This window comes from Chryseobacterium sp. S0630 (assembly GCF_024158915.1).
In the GTDB taxonomy this organism is placed as follows: domain Bacteria; phylum Bacteroidota; class Bacteroidia; order Flavobacteriales; family Weeksellaceae; genus Chryseobacterium.
In genome coordinates, this window is the sequence record NZ_JAMZGF010000038.1 from 16,492 (window position 1) to 39,941 (window position 23,450).

Consider the following 23,450-nt stretch of genomic DNA (forward strand, 5'->3'; position numbering starts at 1 on the left):
TTAACTATCATTTTACGATACATATTTTAAACTTTTAGCAAAAATTATATTAAAATAACATAAATGATTCTTGTCATTTATTTTGAATTATTCTAAATAAAATTAGCAAACTTACATTGAGGACGCTACTTTTGCCGAAAGAATAATGCTAGATGGTACATCATGACTCCCGCTTTCCTTTGAGGCTTCGATTTTTCAGTTTTCTTATTTTTATCATTACGATGACAGCCGTAAAGGCACAAAACCTACAATTCACCATCACTTTTGAAATAAAAAGTCTTGATTCAAACTTAATAAATGACTCTGAAATCAAGATCTACAACGAAGAAAATTCCTATTCAGTTTCTACAAATGAAAAAGGAATAGCAGTAATTTCATTGATTCCCGGAAAATATAAAACAGAAGCCTGGAAAAATGGTGTTCAGAGGTATTCCGGTAAAATTTCTGTGACAAAAACTGAAACTTTCACCCTACTATTTCAGGAGAAATTGAATACCATTGAAGAAGTAGTGATTACCGCCAAAGAAGGAAAAGGGCTTACCTCTTCTTCCATCATTAACCAGCGGGCAATGCAGCATTTGCAGCCTTCAAGTTTTTCTGATCTTCTGGAGCTTCTTCCCGGCGGAAGATCCAATGATCCGGTTCTTAATCAGGCCAACAAAATCAGTCTCCGTGAAACCGGCAGGCCTGGTACTGATTACAATACTTCTTCCATGGGAACTACATTTTTAGTGGATGGTGCTCCTTTAAATTCTAATGCCAATCTTCAGTATTCCTATGATTTTTTAGACAAAACCAATAACGGACTGAAGCGAAGGCTTACTGTAAATAGTGGTGTAGATATGCGAACCATTTCTACAGATCAGATTGAAAGCGTGGAAGTTCTTCGTGGAATTCCTTCTGTAGTCTATGGAAATCTTATCTCAGGAATTGTAAAAATCACCAACAAATCCGGCTATACAAGATGGAAAGCAAGATTTAAAGCAGATGGCTACAGTAAGCTATTTGCTGTGAGCAAAGGTTTTGAAAACAAAGAAAAAGATCTGAAAATCAATACAGGTCTGGATTATCTGAATGCAAAGACCGACCCAAGAGACCGATTGGAAAGCTATAAAAGAATCACCGCCCATCTTGGTATCATTAAAGAAAAAAAATATGATCATGGAACGGCAAAATGGCAAAGTAATCTCAGTTATACAGGTTCTCTGGATGGTTCAAAATCTGATCCGGATATCGATTTGTCTGAACTGAATTCTTATGAAGTGAATACTCATTTCCTGAGTCTTTCCAATGTATTCAATTACATTAAAAACGAACCATCGTTCTACCGTTCCACAGAAATTCAGGCAACGGTTAACCAAAGATTTGACAAAATAAAACAAACCAAGTTTATCCAGCTTGAAAATGCAACGGCCTTTCCCCTATCCAGAATCGAAGGAGAATACGATGGCTACTACCCTGAAGCACGCTACATTTCAAATTATACAGTAGATGGAAAGCCTCTTGATCTTTTTGTCAAAATGATTAATAATTTTCAGCTTAAATCTCAATCGATGACGCATGAGTTCAATGCCGGATTCGACTGGCAAATGAGTAAAAACTGGGGAAAAGGACAATTATTTGACATCTACAGACCTATAGATCCTAAGGCAACCTTCAGACCGCGTGCGTATCGTGATATTCCTGCTTATATGACTTCTGCCCTGTTTCTGGAATCTATCAATTCTTTAAATGCAGGTCAACACAAGCTTACATTGGCTGTAGGACTCAGAGGAAACACCATGATGAATCTTCCTTCTTCCTTCAAAATGAACGGAAAGTGGTATGCCGATCCCAGAGCCAATTTTCAGTGGGAACTTCCCTCTTTTGACTTGATGGATAAGAAAGCAACTGTAGCACTTACATTAGGATATGGAAAACAAAGCCTGTTTCCGGATCTCAATCTTCTGTATCCGGAACTTATTTATAAAGACATTCAGCAGCTTAATTATTTCCACAACAATCCAGACTACAGAAGAATCAATTATAAAACACTGATTTACAATCCACAGAATCCGGATATAGAACCGGCTATGAATGAAAAACTTGAAGCAAGAGTTGATTTCAGTCTGGGAGCACATCAGCTGTCTGTGACGGTTTTCAAAGAAAATATGCGTAATGCATTCCGTTCTATGAATGAATATGCTCTGTATCAGTATAAAAAATATGATACTTCAGGACTGAATCATGATGCCATTACTTCTCCACCGGATGTGAATACACTTCCCTACCAGACAGTGAGTGAAAACTTTCTCTATACGACTCAGCGAAATGGTAGCAAAGTGGACAAAGAAGGGATTGAATTTCAATATTCTTCCAACAGAATTCCTGTGATCAATACAAGATTTACTTTAAACGGAGCCTGGTTCCGAACAAAATATGGAAACAGTCTGCCCGTATACAGAGGAAGAGATTTACTGATCAACGGAAGACCTTATCCTTATCTTGGATTGTATGAAGGGATGGAACCCAATTCGGTGAATGAGGTTTTGAATACCAATCTGATGCTGGATACTTATATTCCCCGTCTGGATCTTGTTTTTTCATCATCATTCCAGTTTTCCTGGTATTCTACAAGGCAAATTCTTCCTATGAGCGGTATTCCAAGTCATTATGTGGACCAGAATGGTACTGTTCTTCCCTATAACCCGGATTCAGTAAAAGGAACTATTCTGGAAAGTCTGATCATTGCTCAGAATGAGGATTTATACAATAGCACAAGAAGACCTATGGAAATGAATCTCAATCTGAAAGTGACCAAAAGCTTCAGAAATAAAGCAGTTGTGGTCTCTATGTTTGCCAACCGATTATTCAGTTATTATACACCCTACAACATCAACGGATTTACCATCAACAGAAAAGGAGCTTATGATCCCTACTTCGGAATGGAAATCAATTTCAATTTATAAACAATTTCAATTCAATAAATTATGTTAAAACATGTATTAAGAACACTGTTCGTATTGTGTGCAGCTTTTGCCATTACAGCCTGTTCTTCGGATTCAAATGAAGCTCCGGAAGCAAAAACCTCCTTAAAGCTGGAACTTAAAGTAGTTCCTGACAATATTCAGGTTAAAGAATATAAAAACCTTTCGATCAGTTTCAAAGAGCTAAACTCAGGATTTACTATTACTCAGGAACTTAAAAACACCAACATTTTGCAGGTTGTTCTTCCTTCAGGAACGTATAACATTACTGCGGAAGGAAGCATTGTATATGGTGACAACTCCGGATCGGTAGAAGCTAAAGTTGCCGGTGTACAGAACGGAATCGTTATCAATGGTAATGAAACCAACAAAACGCTGGATCTTTCTTTGAAATCAGGGAACAGCAGCGATCTGATCTTAGAAGAGGTCTTCTTTACCGGAACAAAAACACCAGAGGGAGCCATGTATTTTGGTGATCAGTATTTTAAAATTACCAATAATACAGATAAGACCTTATATGCAGATGGTATGCTGTTAATACAATCCAGCTTTATGACCAATGAAAAACAGGATTACAGCCCTAATATTATGGGAACTACTCTATCTGCGGGTGCCATCATCAGAATTCCGGGAAATGGAACCATGTATCCCGTAAAAGCTGGAGAATCCATTATTATTGCAGAAGACGCTATTAATCATAAAAATTTCAACCCTTCTTCCATTAATCTTTCCAATGCCAACTTCCAGATTTTCAAGGAAGACTCAGATGATATCGACAATCCTTCCGTTCCGAAAATGGTGAATGTTTTTGAAAAAATGGTGATTCATACCCAAGGATATTACGCTTATGCATTGGCACGTATGCCACAGGGAATAACTAATGAAGCATTGGTTGCTCAAAACTCTTATACTTACACTTATAACCTTACCATTAACGGTGATGTATATCCTATGGACGGAACCGCTGTTAAAATCCCCAATGAATGGATTACAGATGCTGTTAATTTAAGTGTACAGGATTCTTTCCAATGGCTGGTAACCTCACCTTCTTTGGATATGGGATGGACTTCTGTAACTACTTTTGACGGAGATAAAAACCGTTTCGGAAAAGCTGTCCGCAGAAAAGTGACAGGAAAAACAATAGATGGTAAAAATATCCTTAAAGATACCAACAACTCCACAACAGACTTTGAACATGGTGTAAAGCCATCTTTATTTAATTAAAATGAAATATTTTCTTTCCATATCTATCCTGCTCAGCTCCTTTTCAGGGATAAGAATGTATGCCCAGATCAATGATACTATCAAAGAGAAAGTACGTGAAGAATATAGTTTTGAAAGGCTTATTAAAAACAGTATTACCATTAATCCGGCCAGTTATTCCGGGGCGAGGAAGTACAGCAGTACAATTTTTAATGTATTGACAGAAAAAAGCAACACTCCCAACCACCTGCAACAAAAAGGAAAAGGAAAAAACTTATGGGGTGCGGAAGTGTACAGCTTACAGAAGCTCAATGATAAAACATCAGTTTGGGGAAATGCTTCTTACACACAAGGGAAAAATAAGCAGGTGGTATGGAATGAAAATTCAGATTATGATCTCATCTATCCTTATGTAGCAGCGGACAGTGTGGGTGGTGATATGAAATTTGAAAACTATAGCTTTTCAGGAGGATATTCCAGAAAAATAGATACTTACACTTTAGGAATTGCAGGAAGCTATCAGGCAACATTGAGTTACAGAGATATAGATCCGCGACCGAAAAATACAGCGGCTCATTTTTCTTTGGCAATGGGAGCTGACAAACTGATTCTGGAGAAGTTCAGAGTTGGAGCTTATGTAAATGCTGAAAAATATACTCAAAAACATTATCTGAGCTTTGTCAGCAATCAGGGATATCCTATGATTTATAATATGAGCGGACTGGGAAATTACAATGAATTGCTTTCCGGAAAACTTCGTCAGGCCTATTACGAAGGCTGGTCTTACGGAGGAGGTTTACAGATCTTTGAAGCAGACAATAGATACTGGTATCTGAATATAGGTCTTAAAAAGTTTAATCTTGATAAATTATTGACAGAATATGCAGATCTGAATGCCTCAAAAATTGATGAACAGCAGCTTACCTTTTCAGCCGGAAAATTCTTTGATTCAGGGAATACAGTCTGGGGAATTTCTGCAGAAGGAAACAGTACGGAAAGAAAAGGAACTGAAAACCTTTTCCTTAATGAGAACTCGAGAAATTATATCCAGATTGGAAGTGTGGAAAAATACAACCATAAGATCAGTACTATTATTTTCAAAGGACTTATACAGATGGGCAATGAAAAGACAAAATTGTCTTTGCTTCCCTTCTTTGGATGGGTTCAGGAAAAAGAAAAGTACAGCAGTCCACTATCAAGAATAGAATTAAGTAAGCTTATGTATGGAGCGGATTATCAGTGGTTGAAAACTTTCGGAAATCTACAGACATTGTCTGTTGTAGCCGGACTTTCAGCTACCAGTGTCTATCAAAAAGATGCGCTTTTCAACAATTCCGGAAAGCCTTCCATCAATACGATGCTTCAGGAAAATTATGCCTTTCAGTCTTCGGATTTCTGGCAGGCAAAACTTGATATTCACTTTCATTTCAACTTCCCTGTCGTGAAAAATGCTTTTGTAGGAGCTAAGATAATCTACAGTAATTTTAACAATGGCAGCAATACTTTGTTTGCTATCAGTATAGGAAGTATATTTTAAACACATGATGATAAAATTTTCAGATATTAAATTATTCGTTGTTCTTGGAGGAATTGCTCTATTCTTTATGCAGCATACTCTTCAACAATACAAAGTAGACTATGGAGAAACTATAGAACAATATAAAAGGCCTGTACAATACTGGCCCAAACCTACAGTGGATGCAGAGGTGAACTGGAAAGAATTTGAGGCCATAGAATGGGATTCCAATTATTATGATACACAGGAATTACCCGAAGTAATGCTTGGAAAAAAACTGTTTTTTGATCCCAAACTGTCACAATCCAGCCAGGTATCCTGCAGCAGCTGTCACAACCCTGAACTGGGCTGGGCAGACGGTCAGGAAGTAGCATTGGGAACTGATCATTTGCAGGGGAAAAGAAATACACAGTCGCTTTTCAATATTGCGGATCGCCAATCCTATTTCTGGGATGGAAGAGCTAAAACATTGGAAGAACAGCTTGTAGGGCCTATTTCTGCTCATAACGAAATGAATATGAAGCCGGAAAAGCTGGCCGGAAAACTTTCAAAGTTTAAAGAATACAAGAAGCTTTTCAAAGAAGTCTATCAAACTGATAAGATTACATTTGATAAAATCGCCAAAGCTCTGTCTACTTTCCAAAGGACAATCAGAAGCCAGCCCAGCAAACTTGATAAGTTCATTAAAGGCGATTATAAAGCCATGAGTGATAAGGAAATCTACGGGATGCATCTATTCCGTACCAAAGCCAGATGCATGAACTGTCACTACGGAAAAAATCTTACAGACGAATCTTTTCACAACATAGGGCTTACCTATTACAAACGGGAATATGAGGATCTGGGTCTCTATCATATCACCAAGAATTCTGATGATACCGGTAAATTTAAAACCCCTTCGCTGAGAGATCTTGATTACACTGCTCCATGGATGCATAACGGACTGATGGATGACATGCATGGTGTTGTCAGTTTATACAACAGCGGCATGCAGATGATTAACCCTACTCCGGAAGAAAAGAAGGCTGATCCTAATTTTCCGGTCACAGATCATCTGATAAAACCTTTACATCTGAATGAGCAGGAAATAGATGCCATTGTTGCATTTTTAAAAAGTATGTCCGGAAGCTATTACAAAATGCCAAGACCGGAAATCCCAAGAAAATAGATATAAATACAGAATAAATAATTGATCCTAAAACAGTAAATCCTTTTATCTAAACAAGCACTTTAGATAAAAGGATTTTTAATATCTTCCAAAATGATTTTAATTATTCTTTAAAATTTGAAGCCAATACTGAAATAGATCCTTGAAAAATCAAGCTGACTGTTTCGGGAAATATTCATGCTGATAGGACCAATCAGGGATTCGTAGCCAAGGTTCAATCCATACCCAAACATATCAAAACTGTCATTAAAAGGAGAAAACTCTTCACTCACCTTTCCATAGCTGAACGAAGGAGTTAGATAGAGCTTTTTCATAATTCTGTACTGAAATGATATTGCAGCCTTAGCTACTGAAGTCATCGGAAGTTCTTTTTGGCGAAGACCGTTGAATTCAGGGCTTAGCAGATCATAATTATATTCGCTACCTCCCAGGTTATATTTCTGATTCAGGAACAAATACGGAACTTTATCTTCTTTCTTGGAACCGAAACTCGTTCCTAGAAACACATTCGCTTTTACGGTCAGTCTTCTTGTGATGGGATAGAAAAAGTTCTCATTCAATGTGAATGAAACAAGGTTTTTAGGCTCAGAATAGTAAGATTCTTTCGGGTTAAGGATCAGATACAGGAGAGGCTGCACGGTATTCAGATCATAAAGTTCATAGCGATCTCCGTAATAAAATCTCGTACTCACCTGCAGATGATTCCCTTTTGTAGTAAAATATCTTTTATTAAGATTGTTCTGTTCAAACTTCAGGAAAGTGTTGAAATTACTGTGGTTATACAGCTTCTTGCTGTAATTATCTACTTTCGACTGATCTACCTTATCCAGTAAACTATACATTCTTTCCGTACTGAATTCCGTTCCCAGAGATAGATAAGCATTGGGATTGATATTATAATTCAGCGCAATCTTTCCGGTTATATTACGGTACATATGGTTAGGAAAACGGTCGCCGCCATCCTCACTGATATCATATAATCTGAAGTTCAGGTCGTTACTTTTAAGATGAACCATCTTCGCCTCAAGATCCAACCATAAACGCTCCCCACTATCCAGAAACTGCTGATAAGCAAGTTTAGCTTTGAAACGTTCGGAAATATCCACTGTTGCCAGAAATCTTGATCGGTTCAGAAGAATATTTCTGTAGGTATAATTGATAATAATCCCTACGGACTGTTCCGTATCATAGTGCAGCGCGAGTTTAAACGCCCCTTTTTTCGCTCTTTTCACAAATACATTCATCACAAGACCATCGTTTACATTGGTGTAGGTATAATACACCTTAACGTACTGACGCATTCCAAATACACGGTCTATGGCTTCATTAATCGTTTTTGCATCGTAATACTTCCCTTCCGTAAGTCCCATCTGCTTTTTCAGTACTTCAATTTCAGCTGCATCAGTAATAGGCGTTCCGTCTTCTTCGTTAAAAGTGAATTTTGTGGTAGGCAGTTTCACCTCTTCAATCATCGTATGCTCATACGTAATTCCGGCTTTTCGCTGCGCCTCTGCAAGAGCTACAAACTCAGGCAGGTGCTTTCTGGCTTCAACCTCTCCTATTTTGATAATCTTTCTGTATCTGGCAAAATCCTTCGTTGTAATTTCTCCCAAAGGATCTACAAAATCTACGAGAATATTAGAGAGTTCTTTTTGATGCTTAAAATCCTCCACCGAACGGATGGCATGAGTCTGATAAATCATCTTCATCGGGTTTTCAATCTCCTTTTTCGTAAAAAGCCTGAAACCCGTATATCCACCAATAACAAAATCAGCACCCATCTCACGCACCTCATTGGCTGGATAATTACGGTCCAAACCGCCATCTACCAAAAGTTTTCCATCAATATAAACAGGAGCAAAAGCGGCAGGAATGGCCAGTGTGGAACGAATAGCCAACGGTAATGATCCTTCTTTCTGCATTACAAGACCTCCGTTTTCAATATCGGAAGAAGTAAGCTGCACGGGAATCCTCAGTTTGCTGAAATCGTTGATATGTTTTGCATTGAAAGTAAGTGTATTAAGAACCTCTCCCATGTACTGCCCTTCAATATAAGAACTCGGAAGAGTTGGAAATCCTTTCACTACAGGAAATTCAAGAATATATTTGTCGTATTCGTCTTTTTCACTGATATTAACTTTATTGTAAGGGATTTTATTGCTCAGAATCCTGTTCCAATCCATTTTATAGATCGTATGTTTCAGTTGATCTGCATTATATCCCATTGCATATAAACCTCCCAGAATACCTCCCATACTGGTTCCAGTGATATAATCTACTTTTATTCCCAATGAATCAATCATCTTGAGAATTCCGATATGGGCAAATCCCTTTGCACCTCCACCACTAAGAGCAAGCCCAAATTTTGTGTCTTTGGTTACATTCTGAAGGGCAATATTCAGAGAATCATTCTTTTGCTGAGATTTGATAATAAGAGAAAAAGCAATAGCTAAAAATATCAGGATCTTTTTCATTGGTGCTGCTTAATGTATCTGATTTAAACTTTTAAAAGTTTTTAATAAGTAGTAAAGATACACAAAAAGTTACCTGCTTAATTGACTATTCTACGAAGTAAATAAATGTATTTCAGTCTATAACTTAAAAACAAAATTCCCTCATTTTTCAGGTCAGACATATTTCCCAATACATGTCAGCTATTTTCAATACGTTTTTATAGTTTCCACGAAATTAATATCCGGGTTAAGGATTTCAAGAATAAGGCTTTTAACCGATTTCATAGCATCGTCAATATTTCCTTTATCGAACTGCAATGAAACCATTCCTTTCTTAGCGTCTGCAAAACTCCATATTCCTGTTTCAATCGGGAATCCCCAAAACTCAGGAAGGTGCTGAACAACGTAATGATAAATACAAAGCTGAAGTGCCTGTTTTCTATCGCTGTTGTGAAAATATTCATCTACATTATCCTGATCAATTTTTACATTGAGATTTTTAATCTTCGCTGTTTTATAATCAATAATTCTTAGAGTACCGTTCAGCTTATCAATCCGGTCAATGAATCCGAAGAAAGAAATTTTATCATTATCATCGAGAGGAAAATCTATATTTTCAAACCTTCTTTCAATATCAATGATCTCCAGTTTATTACCCTGTTTTATGAGCTCAAGATCATGATTCAGCACATTTTCAATTACCTTTTTAGCAATAGCCTTATGGATGTAATTCATTCCTTTTTCATAGAATTCCGGCTGATGCTTCAGTTTCTCAATAGCAATATTTATATATTCATCTACTGCTTTAACTGAATTCTTTAAATCACTTTCTTTTAAAACCTTACCCTTTAATACCTCATACACTTCTTGAAGTGAATAATGGACTAGATTTCCGTAATTTTTTATCGACAGTTCTTCTTCAATTTCATCTGTTTCCGAAGTATTTAAAATCTTGGAAAGGTAGAAATCAATCGGATTATAAAGATAACTCGTCAGATGGGAAGCTGATACTTTTTCCTTCCATTTTTGAAGACGATCCTGTACAATTTGGGTCTTGGAAATTTCTATCGGTTTGGTGGCAATAGGTTCGGAAGAATTTTCAATAATGAGATGTTCGATGTCATGAGAACTCTCCATTTCGATCTGTGTAATGAAACGGCTCTTCTCGCCGGTATTCACTCCGGAACTTAAAGCATTGTACAGCAAATGTACATTCTTCGCATCCTGAATCAGCCTGTAAAAGTGATAGGCATAAATGCTGTCATTTTCCAGGAAAGTATGAAGATCAAAGAACCTTCGGATATCAAAAGGAATATAGGTATTCTGGGAGTTTCCAAGGGGAAGTTTTCCTTCGTTTACGGAAAGCAGAATAACGTTTTCGAAATTCAAAAGACGCGTTTCCAATAATCCCATGATCTGAAGTCCTCTCAGAGGCTCTCCCTGAAAATCAATACTCTCAGAATTGATATGCTGATTGATCAGAATTTCCAGCGTTTCCATTTTGATCTCAATGTTGTAGGGAGTCAGCTGGTTTTTGATGATCCTGAATGCATTTTCAAAGTGAGAGACATTCTCATACTGAATATCATCTATCTCAAGCCATTTTACCTGCTGGCAGAACTCTATAAGCATATCCAGATAGCCATTGGTTCCTGTTGCTTTTTGAAGAAGGCCATAATAAGACAGACCACTAAGCAGTTCATGTAAAAGCTTCCGAGAAATATAGACAATATTCCTCTCTTCTACTTTGGCTTTAAAATCATTGATAATCTGTTCATCTTCTACAGATTTGGGAAGTTCTTCCAAAATGGGAAAAACATCTCTGTAATAATAAGACAGTTTGTTTTTTTCCAATTGTTTCTGCAGGTAGAAAAGACGTTTCACAGCATTGGAGAAAGATAAGTTTTTCAACGGAAATCCCATTGTAATATTCAAATTATCAACACCATGCATCACATCAAGACTGGCAGGAAGAAGGTTTTCATCCAGCAGCACTACCGCAGTATTGGAGTAAGTTTTATTATTGATCTCTTTAAAGATCTCAGGCAGTACTTTGGTCTGGGTTACATTTCCGGACACTTCGTATACCTTAATTTTTTTAGGTTGATTAAAATCGTCTTCTATCCATTGGAAAGCTCTGTTATCATCAAATTCTTTCCATGTTTTATGATTTCTAAGGAATTTTCCGGCTTCCTGTCTCTCATCATCGAAATAATAACGGTCTGCCTGAAAGAAGCACTGCGCTTTATTCCACTGCAAAAGGCTTCTTACAAGCTTTTCTTCTACGGGAGTAAAGGCATTGAAACCACAAAAAACAAATTCTTCTTTGGTATTTTTTGCAAAATCGGCAATCCTGGCTTTAGCCGCCTCGTGAATCATTCCGGAAGTTGCCCAGTTTCTCTCCTGCAATCTTTCTTTTAGAACAGGGAGAAAAACGCTCATATTCTGCCAGAAATTAAGAAACTTTTTTCGTGGAACATCGTCATCCTCTCCAAGGTCCTGAGCCCATTCTTTGATCCTTTCCTCATCAAACATATACTGCAGAACTGCCTGATCGCTATCTGAGAATTTGAGAATATCATCCCAATCCTTCTGTAAGGTGGGAAACCACTTCAGAAAATCGGAAAAATCATCTCTTGGGATAAGATTCAGGCTTCGGTACACATCAAAAGAGAAAAGCCACAACGGAATCCCCTGAATGGTCTGATGATCCGCTATTTTATTGATAAGTTCCTCAATCGTAAAAAAATTGGGAAGAAACCCTGAATAGTTATTTTCCTCCAGAATCTGTCTGATAAACACAATGGGACGTTTTCCGGGCAGAATGATATTAAACGCAGAAAGGTCAGTGTTTTGTGCTAGCAGTTCGTGGATGATCTTATTGAGGAATTTCAAAGGGTTTGGTAGCTTTTTAAGTTGTCTAGTTGTTCAGAAATCAACTGATTATATTCGGTTTGTTTTTCTTTATCGATTCCATGACGGGTTTCGCTGTCATAGGCCATCTGGAAGTTTTTATAATCAATAGCTATTCCGTCATAAATGGTTTTGAAATACTTATTATAATCTCCGGAATTTTTAATTTTTTCAGCAACAGCTTTTCTGAATTTTCTCACAAATAATTCTGCAATATCAAAATGCTTTTGCTCATGAAGAAGAATATAATCATCCATTCTTTTAGCATCTTTCCAGGATTTATCTTCATGAAACAGGGTTTTGATGGTAATCGTAACCGGTGCTTTTGGATCGGAAGATTTTTCAGAATAAAATTCCCAGCCACAATGGGTGTAAGCCACTACATCAGGATTCTTTTTCTTGCTAACCGGGCTTTTAAAGTTATCCCACGTTAATTTTTTGCCTTCTTCCCAGATAATTTTCTGTCCGGATACAGCCTGCACTGCCAATAAACATAATACAAAAGTCAATCTCATTATTCCACTACAATTGTTTTCGTGATCCAGTTATTTCCTCCATTCCAGAATTTAAAAGTATAAGTACCTTTTCTTTGAGGACTGAAGTTTATTTGATTCGCTCCCACGTAATTCCCTTGTGTACAAGGTCCGTTGGTAATATATTTATAGGAAGTAACCGTTCTTTCCAGATTGGTATTGTAAACATAATCATATCCGTAAAAACCCTCACAATGAGACGGATATGTGGAATAAGTTTTAATGCTCTGTATTGCAAAAACATCCATGGTATCATTGACAATTTTTACACTGTCTATTTTGATTTTACCAATAGATTCAATGGTATGATAATCATCATCATCACACGAAACCAGAAGCACGCCCAACACGAATACTGAAAATCCAATATTTAAAAGTTTTTTCATAACCTTTACTTTTCTGATTATTAACAAATATTAGCAAAAATTATTCCTTATTCACATAAAAATCAGGAATTAAAATTACCTTTTGATACATAAACTACTTTCTTCGTATCAAAAAATTCTTCATCAAAATAGTGTTTAAGATTGAAAATTTCACATTTAAGTCCGGCAAGTTCTTCAGCAAGATCACCGCCTTTCAAATATAAAATTCCGTTATGTTTAGGGTTAAACTGTTCTTTTTCAAATTTCCCTTTCAGCCATCTTAAAAATTCCGGCATTTGAGTTACCGCTCTACTGACTACAAAGTGGAATTTTTCTTTAAGCTTTTCTGCTCTTCCATGGATAGCCGTTACATTAGTAAGTCCTACTCCATCTGCAACAGCCTGTACCACACTGATTTTCTTACCAATAGAATCAATCAGCGTAAATTCTGTTTCAGGAAAAAGGATCGCCAGAGGAATACCTGGAAAACCACCTCCGGTTCCGATATCCAAAACTTTGGTTCCCGGTGCAAATTCCATCACTTTTGCAATTCCCAACGAGTGCAGAATATGCTTTTCATACAGTGATTCCATATCTTTTCTGGAAATTACATTGATCTTTTCATTCCATTCATTGTACAGACTTTCCAGTTTTGAGAACTGTTCTTTCTGTTTTTCAGTAAGATCCGGGAAATATTTTAATAGTAACGATGCAGACATGTGAATTATTATAAACCGCAAAAATAAGTTTTATTTCTCTTGTATTCAAATCTACTTTTCCTGATCCGGCAGTAAATTCTGGTTTTCAGCAAAATCCATCACTTTGCAATTCCTGGTATGACAGGGACACTCAGGTTTCCTGACGGGCTCACGCTCTGTACTGCAAAAATATAATTGTCTTTCGAAAGCGGAATCTTCATAGAAAGTTCAGTGGTGAATATTTTTTTCTGCCATACCGGACTGTCTGTTTCCCTTGCCAGCACATAATATCCTGCCGGAATTCCGGATTTTGGTTTTTCCCAATGTAAAGTTGTTGAATTTGTCAGCTCTTTCACATCCATTTCCACTTTCTCAGGTTTCGAGGTAGATTTTGCAAGGCTTGCCAATACGGCAACATTGGCAGCGACATTCTTTTTCAGATATTTAAAATCTATAAACTCAGGAAGATCACCATATTGCCTATTGTTTTCACTTCTTATGTCCTGATGCTGATGATCGTAGTTTTCATAATATTCCGTCAGTCTTACAGAAGGAAATCCGTTATTCACAAAGCTGGTGTGATCTCCTCCACGCAAAAATCTGTCATTCCTATAGATCAGTTTAATTTCCAATCCTTTCACATATTGTTCTGTAATTTCTTTGATATAACGAGCCAGCTGCCTGGATTCACTATCGTTTTCAAAACCCAGATTCCTGATTGTCATTGCTTTTTTATCCAGATCTTTGTATGGCAGACCTTCGCTGAAAACACGAAGTATACGGGTGTTGATCTCTCCTGTTTCTCCTGCTTTGGGGTTACCGATCATATCATTATTCAAAACAGCTTCCAGTTGCCCATTTTCTCTTTTAATTTTCTCGGCCAATTGTTTAGAACCTAACAAAGATTGTTCTTCTCCCGAAAAGGCCACAAAAATAATAGATGCCGGAAATGAAGATTTGCTCAGTATTCTGGCAGATTCTATCACAGCACTTACTCCACTCCCATCATCATTGGCACCAGGCGCTTTGGAAGTTCTGTTCATCACATCGCTCACTCTTGAGTCAAGATGCCCTCCGATCAGGAAAATTCTTTTATCATTCGGATCTGTTCCTTTCAGAAAGGCAACAGCATTTCCAAGATTTACTATTTTATCAATTCTTTTTCCATCCGGCTGAATATCTTCCTGTTGTAGATACACCTCCATTCTTCCACCCGAATTTTTAGCATAATCTTTGAATTTCCTGATCACCCAGTTTCTTGCGGCACCTATTCCGTGCTTAGAATCATCTATCGAACTCAAGGTATGCCGGGTTTCAAAACTTACCAACTTTCCGATATATGATTTTAATGAATCTTCATTCACCTGCGAGACATATTTTTTCACTTCATCATCTTTTGAGTGCTTCTGGGAAAAAACAGTACACGAAATAAGTAATAAAAAAACGGAATATTTCATAGGGCAGATCTTAGATTGTTAAAGATACAAAACCCTACACAGCAAAATCATTTCTTATCAGAATTTATTTTAATCTCTTTCAATAGGATTAGTGCCCATTTTTAGCATTTCTGCAATAACATCATCCATTTTTGCTCCGTATTTTTTGAGCTTATTGATATCCAGCTGAGCAACATAACCATCTTTCAGCTGCATTTCCATCGTCCCGCTTTTGGAATCCATATTCATCGCTGCAATGTCTTCCGCCGGATTAAAAGTATAATTCTTAATAAGCTTTCTATATTCTTCACCATTCATCTGCTTATTATTTTTGGGTACAAGCGCTGTGACTGCTTTAATTTTCTTAATCTGAACCAATTCGAAAACGTGATCATTGTCCCCGTCCTTAATGGCAACAACAAGTCCCGGAAGACCACTGAATTTGTATGGGCCATCGCTTACGGGAAAATCCTTGCTAAACCATGCTTCCCATGTTCGGCCTTTATAATCTGCAACCGCTTTCTGGCAATTCAGATCGTTGATCTTTTTAAACTCATTTTCAATTTTCCATTTTGGGATTTCCTGATCTATAGTTACCAGACTTACACTTTTGTATTTATCATATAGGTTTATCGTCTTTTGGGAATAGTTTTTCTCAATAATATAGCTCAGGTTACGGTCATAATTTTTGCCTTTCAACAATGCAGAGTAGTTTTTGTCTACCCGATACACTGAATCTCTTTCATATTTAACGGCATTAGTGAAATAGGATTTCTTCCCATCCGTATCCAGGTTCATATAATTGATTACTACAGAATCCTTTTTTTCAATAGTCGGTTTCATCTTATATTCATAAACAAAACGGTAATTCTGTGCATATAAAAGTGGCACGGATAACAAAAACATTGCTTTGAATATCTTCTTCATGGAAATAAGTTTTTTGGCTAAAATAAGATTAAAATCAGTCCCATACATCAAAAGAAAAGATTTTTATAATCTAAAAGAAGATTTGACTAAAACCTGACAAAAATCTTTAAAGTACCCTTACTTTTATTACCTCCACAAGACGTTTTTATTATATATTTGTTAAAATTCAAAAAAATACAATGGATAAACTTTCAGATAGAGTAAAAAGATTAGGATACTCCCAGACATTTGTAATGTCTAACAAAGCCAGAGAAATGAAAGCCAGCGGAATAGATGTGATTAGCTTAACTCTTGGCGAACCGGATTTCGATGTTCCGGACAACATCAAACAGGCAGCATTCGATGCCATCAATCAAAATTACAGCCACTATTCTCCTGTTCCAGGATTTCTGGAATTGCGTGAGGCTATTGCATATAAATTAAAAAGAGATAATAATCTGGAATACAAACCTACTCAGATTTGTGTTTCCAATGGAGCGAAGCAGGCTATTATCAATGTTCTGGCTGCTATTATCAATGATGGTGATGAAGTTCTGCTTCCTGCACCATATTGGGTAAGCTATGATGAAATGGTAAAAATGATGGGCGGAACTTCTGTAATGCTTCCTACGTCGTATGTTACCGATTTCAAAGTGACTGCAGAACAACTTGAAGAAGCTATTACTGAAAAAACTAAAGCTGTCCTTTTCAGTTCTCCGTGCAACCCTTCAGGAGGATATTATACTTATGATGAATTAAAATCGATTGCCAAAGTAATTGCTAAATATCCTCAGATAACGATAATTTCTGATGAGATTTATGAATATATCAATTACGAAACCAACACCACTTCCATTGCTCAGTTCCCGGAAGTGTATGAACAGACTGCGGTAATCAATGGTATGTCAAAAGCATTTGCTATGACTGGATGGAGAATCGGGTATTCAGCATGTCCGGAATGGCTGGCAAAAGCTTGCGAAAAAGTACAGGGACAGATGACCAGCGGCGCTAATACGGTAGCACAGAGAGCTTCTATTGTTGCCCTGAAAACAGATCCTTCCGAATACAGATACATGATTGATGCTTTCAAAAAAAGAAGAGATCTTGTCTATGAACTGATCAAAGAAATCCCAGGATTCAAAGTGGTCCTTCCAAAGGCTGCCTTCTACTTCTTCCCGGATATTTCGTACTATATTGGAAAAACCCTTGATGGAACAGAAATTAAAAACTCTGACGACTTTGCCATGTTCCTTCTGGAAAATGCTCATGTGGGATGTGTAGGCGGATTCTCTTTTGGAAGCCCGGAATGTATCAGATTCTCTTATGCCGCTTCTGAGGAAGATTTAAGAGAAGCTATGAAAAGAATCAAAAACTTATTGGAAAAATTCAATTAACAAATTAATAACCCAAAATAAAACACGACAGCAATGAATCTGTTAAAAAAACTAACCATCGCTACAAGTATTGCCGCTGCAAGTTTCGCAGGATATGCTTTTGGCCAGGATTTCCAATGGAAAGAAGCGACTTCCAATGGCTACAAGTACAAATACGTGACCAACGACCCTACTTCTGCAAGGTATTACACTTTGAAAAACGGATTAACGGTTATTTTGAGTCCTACCAATAAGGATCCAAGAATACAAACGTATATTGCAACAAAAGCCGGAAGCAAAACCGATCCTGCAGACCACACAGGTCTTGCCCATTATCTGGAACACATGCTTTTCAAAGGAACAAACCAGTTTGGATCTAAAGACTGGGCAAAAGAAAAACCTCTTTTAGACCAGATTGACGCTCTTTACGAAAAGTACAACCAGACTAAGGATGAAGCCAAAAGAAAAGAAATCTATAAAGAAATTGACAGGGTTTCCGGAGAGGCAGCAAAATTTGCAATCGCAAATGAATACGATAAAATGATGGCTGGTATGGGAGCTGATGGCACCAATGCCTTCACTTCTTTTGAACAAACGGTGTACACGGAAGATGTACCTGCCAATGTTCTTGACAAATTCCTTGCGGTACAGGCTGAAAGATTCAGAGAACCGGTTCTAAGACTTTTCCACACAGAACTTGAAGCGGTATATGAAGAAAAAAACAGATCTCTTGATGATGACGGAGATAAAGTTTTCGATACCATGTTTGCCAATCTTTTCCCTAACAACAATTATGGAAAGCAAACCACCATCGGAACCATTGAACACCTGAAAAACCCCTCTCTGCACGCTATCAGAGAATATTATAACAATTATTACGTTCCGAATAACATGGGAATCATCATGTCCGGAGATTTTAATCCGGATGAAGTGATTGCAAAAATTGATAAGGCTTTCTCTTATATGAAGCCTAAAGCAATTCCTGAATATAAAGTTGGACAGGAAAAACCTATCACCGCTCCGGTTGTAAAAGAAGTGGTAGGACCGAATCCTGAAAACGTAATGCTTGGATTCAGATTTCCGGGAGCATCTACCAAAGATGCCAGAATGCTGAACCTTGTTGGAAATATGCTTACCAACGGACAGGCCGGGTTAATCGACCTTGATCTGGTAAAAAAACAAAAATTACTTGGAGCTTACGCAGGTTCTTATGCTTTAAAAGATTATTCAGTTTTACTTTTACAGGGTAAACCTACTGAAGGTCAATCTCTGGATGAAGTAAAAAACCTTCTTCTTCAGGAAATTGACAAATTAAGAAAAGGGGATTTTTCTGATGATCTTATTCAGTCTATCGTGAACAACGAGAAGAAAGGTATTATTCAGAAGGATGAAAAATATTCGTCAAGAGCAAGCATCCTAATGGATGAATTCACTTCAGAGGTTGATCACAAAGCATCACTTGAGTATGTTGATGAGATTTCAAAACTGACGAAAAAAGATATCATGGATTTTGTATCCAAATATCTTCAGAATAATAACTACGTTGCGGTTTACAAAAGAAAAGGTGAAGACAAGAGTATTGTAAAAGTTGATAAACCAACCATTACACCTGTTTCTGTTAACAGAGAAGACCAATCTCCTTTCCTTAAGAAGATTGATGAAATGCCTGAAAACCCTATCGCTCCGGTATGGTTGAATTATGACAAAGACATCGCTAAAAACAAATTAGCTGCTGTAGATGTACTTTCTGTAAAAAATACTGACAACGCTCTGTTCAGAATGTATTATCACTTTGATTCAGGAAAATGGAACAACAAAATCCTTCCACTGGCCGCAGAATATCTTCAGTACTTAGGAACGAAAGACAAGTCTTCTGAAATCATCAGTAAAGAATTCTACAAACTTGCCTCAAGCTTCAATGTGAGTGCAGGAAACGAGGAAACTTATGTATCACTGGAAGGTTTAAATGAAAACTTTGATAAAACCATTTCTTTATTTGAAGATTTAATCAAAAACTGTCAGGCAGACCAGGCCGCTCTTGATGCTTACAAAGTTAGGTTGAAGAAAGCCAGAGCGAACGCAAAACAGAATAAGGGAGTAATCATGTCCGGATTGAGAAGTTATGCTCAATATGGCGCTCAGAACCCTTTCAACAATGTACTAAGCGATGCTGAACTTGATGCATTAAAAGCAGAAGACTTAATTAATGTTCTTCATGATTTATTCAATTTCAAGCACAAAGTACTGTATTATGGACCAAAATCAGGAAATGATGTAGTAGCAGCTTTGAAACCTATCCACAAACTTCCTGCTACCCTGAAAGATCTTCCTAAGTCTAAAACTTTCGCTCAGATCCCAACTGATAAGAACAAGGTTTTATTTGCTCATTATGATATGGTACAGGCAGAAGTGTTCTGGGTAAGAAATTCTGACCCGTACAATGCATCCACTACTCCAACGGTAAGTTTATTCAACAACTATTTCGGAGGCGGAATGGGATCTATTGTATTCCAGACTATCAGAGAATCAAAAGCACTGGCTTATTCTACGTATTCTTATTTTGCACTTCCAAGTAAGAAAACAGACAAAGACATGGTGATGGCTTATGTAGGAACGCAGGCAGACAAATTCAATGAGTCTACAACAGCGATGAACGAGCTTCTGACTACCCTTCCAAAATCTGAGCAGTTATTTGAAACAGCGAAAAGCGGATTGAAAAAATCAATTGCTTCTGAAAGAATTACTCAGGATGGAATCATCTTCTCTTATCTGAAATCTCAAAAGCTTGGAAACAACTTTGATATGAGAAAAAATGTTTATGAACAGGCACCAAAACTGTCTTTCACAGACATCAACTCATTCCATGATAAGGAAATGAAAAACAAGAACTACACCTACTGCCTTGTCGCTTCTCAAGATAAAGTAAATGAGGCCGATATGCAGAAATTAGGCGAAGTAAAAAAACTTAATTTAACTGAAATATTTGGTTATTAAAATAAACAAAAAGCCCTGATATCAGGGCTTTTTTATTTAACAACACACCAAAAACGATTATAGATTTTATTTATCGATTTTAGTTTGTTCGATAGATGAATCTTTTATATATTTGCAACAGAAATTTAAATATAAAAACAGAAAATTATGTCTTTAGTAGGAAAAAAATTCCCAAATTTAACAATTGACGCAATGTCTGAAATGGGTGACGATTTAAGAATCAACATCCTTGATGAAGCAGTAAACAACCAGCAAAAAGTTCTTTTATTCTGGTACCCTAAAGATTTCACTTTCGTATGTCCTACTGAGCTTCACGCTTTCCAGGAGGCTTTAGGTGAATTCGAAAAAAGAAACACTAAAGTAATTGGTGCATCTTGTGATACTAACGAAGTACACTTCGCTTGGTTGAACACACCAAAAGATAACGGAGGAATTGAAGGAGTAACTTACCCACTTTTAGCTGATACTCACAGACAATTGGCTAACACATTGGGAATTGTTGATCAGGACTTCGAATATGATGAAGATGGAAATGAAGTTTTCACAGGTTCTAACGTAACTTACAGAGCAACTTACCTTATCGACGAAACTGGAAAAATCTTCCACGAAGCGGTAAACGATATGCCTCTAGGAAGAAACGTAAAAGAATTCTTAAGATTAATTGACGCTTACACACACGTACAAAAGCACGGTGAAGTATGTCCTGCAAACTGGGAAGAAGGGAAAGACGCTATGAAAGCTGACAGAACTTCTACAGCAGAATACTTAGCGAAGAACTAATATAATGTGTTAATTTGAAAATGAGATAATTGGAGAATTATCAAAAATTATCTCATTTTCTTCTTTACAAAGCATTAGCACATTTTCAAATTAACAAATTTTCAAATTACAATCATGTACACAGAATTAACCGAAGATACATTACAAAACATAGTGAACGACAATGAAAAAGTAGTTGTTCAGTATGGCGCAACATGGTGCGGAAACTGCAGAATCATGAAGCCGAAATTCAAAAAATTAGCATCTGAAAATGACTCTATTCCATTTTTATATGTAGATGCTGAAAAGCTTCCAGAAAGCAGAAAATTAGCAAAAGTAGACAACTTACCTACTTTCGCCATCTTTAAAAACGGAGAATTGGTAAACCAGGTTCAATCTAACCAGGCAGAAAGTTTAATTAACCTTTTTAACGAATTAGCATAATGAAATTACCCGTAATCAGACAGTTTTATCAGAATCAGACTCCTGAAAATCTTGAAAAGACTTTAGAAGTACTGGAAAGTTTCTGCGAATTCAGAGGAACAAGCGAAGAAGACCTGAATGTTGCAGGAGAATTGATCACTAACATCTGCGGAGCTCTGGAAGTTCACGCGAATGTACAAAACGGAATGAGCGAGAAAGATGCTTTAAACTCTTTTGCTCAGAAGGTTTTAGGATCAATTGACAAATAACATCTTTCGATTATTTTTAATCAAAAGATTGTAAAAACACAAACTATACAATACCTGAGGTTTTCCTCATTACTATACTTTTTTCTATTCTTTAAGAATCTTTTCTTTCAACTTAAAATGAACTTCAAAGGACTTTAACCGGTCACATGGAGCTGGAAGTTGTATGAAAAATTGTAAAGAATAACCAATTAAAATCCCGGTGATCATTTCATCAGGATTTTTTGGGTTTTTGGTTTAAAACACGAATAACACAAATGATTTCACAAATATCACAAATAAATTAAACGTAATCATTCGCGTCAATCTGTGGAATCTGTGGGATACTTATAAGTTTCGGCTAAAGCCATTGGAAAGCACCCATAAAATATAAAACGGGTTTCCTTCGTCTAAGCTCAGGATTTTAGCCCATTCCTATTGATCCTATTGAATTAGTGTTATTTGTGAAAATATTAGTGACATTTGTGTTTAAATTTTAAAAACCACAAGTAACACAAATAAATTACACACAATCATCCGTGTCAATCTGTGAAATCTGTGGGATACTTATAAGTTTCGGCTAAAGCCGTTGGAAAAGATTCATTTAAAATAAACAGGCTTCCTTCGTCTAAGCTCAGGATTTTAGCCCATTCCTATTGATCCTATTGAATTAGTGTTATTCGTGAAAACATTAGTGACATTTGTGTTTAAATTTTGTGTTTAAATAATAAAAAAAATCCCGATGAAAAATCACCGGGACTATATTTTTAAAGCTAAGACAACTAATCAATTAGCTTCTTCTATTCATCAAAATACTCAGAATATACCAGAATAAAAGCATAATTGAAGCAAAAAGCTGCAATGCCGCTCCTACATACTGATTCGTTCCATAAGAATCTTTTAATTTACTTGTCTGATATAGAATGGTAGCTGACGCTAAAATCACCATTCCAACGGAAAACCACAACCCAAGGTTAAATCCGAAGATCATCCCTCCTACAATTAATCCAATGGAAATAAATCCACCGATTACAATAATATTTCTCAAGAAAGAAAAATCTCTTTTAGAAGTGAATGCTACTGCAGAAATACCCGCAAACATAGCAATCGTTAAAGTAGCAGCCTGGAAGATCACATTGGTACCACCCGTCATATTGGTTGCAATAAAAAGCAGAGGTAAAAAGATAATCGCTTCCAGCAAGATATAAAAACCAAGTCCCATATATTGGGTAGATTTACTTTGTGAAAGAGACCATTTGGAAGCTAAAACCGAAGCTAGCCAGAAAACTCCGATAATCAACAGCCAGATATACCTTTGGCTAAACATCATCGCAATAAGTTCTGCCGGAACAGTTTTCAATAATATCGTTTCAACTCCAATAAATGCAAGAATAGATAAAGCAACATGCAAATACGTCTTCTTGTAAAAACTCGCCTTCTCCACATCCGAAGAATGAGCGACTAAAACATCTGTCATCATAGTTAATATTTTTTTAGTT

At 36.8% G+C, this 23,450-nt stretch carries 17 protein-coding genes; 9 read left to right on the forward strand and 8 right to left on the reverse strand.

All coding sequences use genetic code 11. The features are described 5' to 3' along the window. Positions 1 to 152: 152 nt before the first annotated feature. The 4 genes from NK356_RS16025 (at position 153) to NK356_RS16040 (ending at position 6,853) form a co-directional block, all read left to right on the forward strand. Complete coding sequence (locus NK356_RS16025) at positions 153 to 2,948, forward strand: TonB-dependent siderophore receptor (RefSeq protein ID WP_253317445.1); 2,796 nt, start codon at positions 153 to 155, stop codon at positions 2,946 to 2,948. A 21-nt stretch (positions 2,949 to 2,969) separates the two neighbouring features. Next, positions 2,970 to 4,190, forward strand: a complete 1,221-nt coding sequence (locus NK356_RS16030; RefSeq protein ID WP_034698463.1) for a DUF4876 domain-containing protein — start codon at positions 2,970 to 2,972, stop codon at positions 4,188 to 4,190. A 1-nt stretch (position 4,191) separates the two neighbouring features. Further along, positions 4,192 to 5,706, forward strand: coding sequence for a DUF6850 family outer membrane beta-barrel protein (locus NK356_RS16035; protein WP_253317446.1), 1,515 nt, complete (start codon positions 4,192 to 4,194; stop codon positions 5,704 to 5,706). A 67-nt stretch (positions 5,707 to 5,773) separates the two neighbouring features. Beyond that, the gene (locus tag NK356_RS16040; RefSeq protein WP_253317455.1) at positions 5,774 to 6,853 is read left to right on the forward strand and encodes a cytochrome-c peroxidase; all 1,080 of its coding nucleotides are present in this window, start codon (positions 5,774 to 5,776) and stop codon (positions 6,851 to 6,853) included. A gap of 110 nt (positions 6,854 to 6,963) precedes the next feature. Here the strand turns inward: NK356_RS16040 and NK356_RS16045 are convergent, their stop codons facing one another. The 7 genes from NK356_RS16045 to NK356_RS16075 form a co-directional block, all read right to left on the reverse strand. Further along, a complete protein-coding gene (locus tag NK356_RS16045; RefSeq protein WP_253317447.1) occupies positions 6,964 to 9,327 on the reverse strand; it encodes a patatin-like phospholipase family protein in 2,364 nt (787 codons plus the stop codon). A gap of 186 nt (positions 9,328 to 9,513) precedes the next feature. After that, positions 9,514 to 12,201: a PD-(D/E)XK nuclease family protein gene (locus NK356_RS16050; protein WP_034698476.1), complete on the reverse strand. Its 2,688-nt coding sequence runs from the start codon at positions 12,199 to 12,201 to the stop codon at positions 9,514 to 9,516. After that, complete coding sequence (locus NK356_RS16055) at positions 12,198 to 12,734, reverse strand: hypothetical protein (RefSeq protein ID WP_034698478.1); 537 nt, start codon at positions 12,732 to 12,734, stop codon at positions 12,198 to 12,200. The genes NK356_RS16050 and NK356_RS16055 overlap by 4 nt, the downstream gene beginning before the upstream one ends. Continuing rightward, on the reverse strand, positions 12,734 to 13,138 hold the full coding sequence (locus NK356_RS16060; RefSeq protein WP_034698481.1) for a hypothetical protein: 405 nt from the start codon (positions 13,136 to 13,138) through the stop codon (positions 12,734 to 12,736). Before NK356_RS16060 ends, NK356_RS16055 begins: the two co-directional genes overlap by 1 nt. A gap of 62 nt (positions 13,139 to 13,200) precedes the next feature. Then, positions 13,201 to 13,836 carry a 16S rRNA (guanine(527)-N(7))-methyltransferase RsmG gene (gene rsmG, locus NK356_RS16065; protein ID WP_034698484.1) on the reverse strand — a complete coding sequence of 212 codons (636 nt, stop codon included), beginning with the start codon at positions 13,834 to 13,836 and terminating at the stop codon, positions 13,201 to 13,203. 98 nt (positions 13,837 to 13,934) lie between these two features. Then, positions 13,935 to 15,272, reverse strand: a complete 1,338-nt coding sequence (locus NK356_RS16070) for a M20/M25/M40 family metallo-hydrolase (protein WP_253317448.1) — start codon at positions 15,270 to 15,272, stop codon at positions 13,935 to 13,937. 69 nt (positions 15,273 to 15,341) lie between these two features. Further along, complete coding sequence (locus NK356_RS16075; RefSeq protein WP_253317449.1) at positions 15,342 to 16,178, reverse strand: GLPGLI family protein; 837 nt, start codon at positions 16,176 to 16,178, stop codon at positions 15,342 to 15,344. Between the two features lie 179 nt (positions 16,179 to 16,357). Here NK356_RS16075 and NK356_RS16080 point away from each other — a divergent pair, with 179 nt between their 5' ends. The 5 genes from NK356_RS16080 (at position 16,358) to NK356_RS16100 (ending at position 21,975) form a co-directional block, all read left to right on the forward strand. Beyond that, positions 16,358 to 17,551, forward strand: a complete 1,194-nt coding sequence (locus NK356_RS16080) for a pyridoxal phosphate-dependent aminotransferase (protein ID WP_034698490.1) — start codon at positions 16,358 to 16,360, stop codon at positions 17,549 to 17,551. 33 nt (positions 17,552 to 17,584) lie between these two features. Next, complete coding sequence (locus NK356_RS16085; protein ID WP_253317450.1) at positions 17,585 to 20,524, forward strand: pitrilysin family protein; 2,940 nt, start codon at positions 17,585 to 17,587, stop codon at positions 20,522 to 20,524. 147 nt (positions 20,525 to 20,671) lie between these two features. Continuing rightward, the gene (locus NK356_RS16090; protein ID WP_034698496.1) at positions 20,672 to 21,304 is read left to right on the forward strand and encodes a peroxiredoxin; all 633 of its coding nucleotides are present in this window, start codon (positions 20,672 to 20,674) and stop codon (positions 21,302 to 21,304) included. A gap of 114 nt (positions 21,305 to 21,418) precedes the next feature. Further along, on the forward strand, positions 21,419 to 21,727 hold the full coding sequence (locus NK356_RS16095) for a thioredoxin family protein (RefSeq protein WP_034698499.1): 309 nt from the start codon (positions 21,419 to 21,421) through the stop codon (positions 21,725 to 21,727). Further along, complete coding sequence (locus NK356_RS16100) at positions 21,727 to 21,975, forward strand: hypothetical protein (protein ID WP_002980002.1); 249 nt, start codon at positions 21,727 to 21,729, stop codon at positions 21,973 to 21,975. The genes NK356_RS16095 and NK356_RS16100 overlap by 1 nt, the downstream gene beginning before the upstream one ends. Positions 21,976 to 22,741: 766 nt before the next feature. On the opposite strand, the gene NK356_RS16105 is transcribed toward NK356_RS16100, so the two are convergent. Next, entirely contained in the window at positions 22,742 to 23,431 is a 690-nt protein-coding gene (locus tag NK356_RS16105; RefSeq protein WP_034698502.1) for a Bax inhibitor-1 family protein, read from the reverse strand. Positions 23,432 to 23,450 lie beyond the last annotated feature (19 nt).

Excerpts from the sequence above, each read along its gene's own strand:
- NK356_RS16100 (WP_002980002.1), top strand. The coding sequence starts at position 21,727 with ATGAAATTACCCGTAATCAGACAGTTTTATCAGAATCAGACTCCTGAA.
- NK356_RS16060 (WP_034698481.1), bottom strand. The coding sequence starts at position 13,138 with ATGAAAAAACTTTTAAATATTGGATTTTCAGTATTCGTGTTGGGCGTG.
- NK356_RS16070 (WP_253317448.1), bottom strand. The coding sequence starts at position 15,272 with ATGAAATATTCCGTTTTTTTATTACTTATTTCGTGTACTGTTTTTTCC.
- NK356_RS16045 (WP_253317447.1), bottom strand. The coding sequence starts at position 9,327 with ATGAAAAAGATCCTGATATTTTTAGCTATTGCTTTTTCTCTTATTATC.
- NK356_RS16105 (WP_034698502.1), bottom strand. The coding sequence starts at position 23,431 with ATGATGACAGATGTTTTAGTCGCTCATTCTTCGGATGTGGAGAAGGCG.
- rsmG (WP_034698484.1), bottom strand. The coding sequence starts at position 13,836 with ATGTCTGCATCGTTACTATTAAAATATTTCCCGGATCTTACTGAAAAA.
- NK356_RS16080 (WP_034698490.1), top strand. The coding sequence starts at position 16,358 with ATGGATAAACTTTCAGATAGAGTAAAAAGATTAGGATACTCCCAGACA.
- NK356_RS16075 (WP_253317449.1), bottom strand. The coding sequence starts at position 16,178 with ATGAAGAAGATATTCAAAGCAATGTTTTTGTTATCCGTGCCACTTTTA.
- NK356_RS16035 (WP_253317446.1), top strand. The coding sequence starts at position 4,192 with ATGAAATATTTTCTTTCCATATCTATCCTGCTCAGCTCCTTTTCAGGG.
- NK356_RS16085 (WP_253317450.1), top strand. The coding sequence starts at position 17,585 with ATGAATCTGTTAAAAAAACTAACCATCGCTACAAGTATTGCCGCTGCA.
- NK356_RS16040 (WP_253317455.1), top strand. The coding sequence starts at position 5,774 with ATGCAGCATACTCTTCAACAATACAAAGTAGACTATGGAGAAACTATA.
- NK356_RS16090 (WP_034698496.1), top strand. The coding sequence starts at position 20,672 with ATGTCTTTAGTAGGAAAAAAATTCCCAAATTTAACAATTGACGCAATG.
- NK356_RS16030 (WP_034698463.1), top strand. The coding sequence starts at position 2,970 with ATGTTAAAACATGTATTAAGAACACTGTTCGTATTGTGTGCAGCTTTT.
- NK356_RS16025 (WP_253317445.1), top strand. The coding sequence starts at position 153 with ATGGTACATCATGACTCCCGCTTTCCTTTGAGGCTTCGATTTTTCAGT.
- NK356_RS16095 (WP_034698499.1), top strand. The coding sequence starts at position 21,419 with ATGTACACAGAATTAACCGAAGATACATTACAAAACATAGTGAACGAC.
- NK356_RS16055 (WP_034698478.1), bottom strand. The coding sequence starts at position 12,734 with ATGAGATTGACTTTTGTATTATGTTTATTGGCAGTGCAGGCTGTATCC.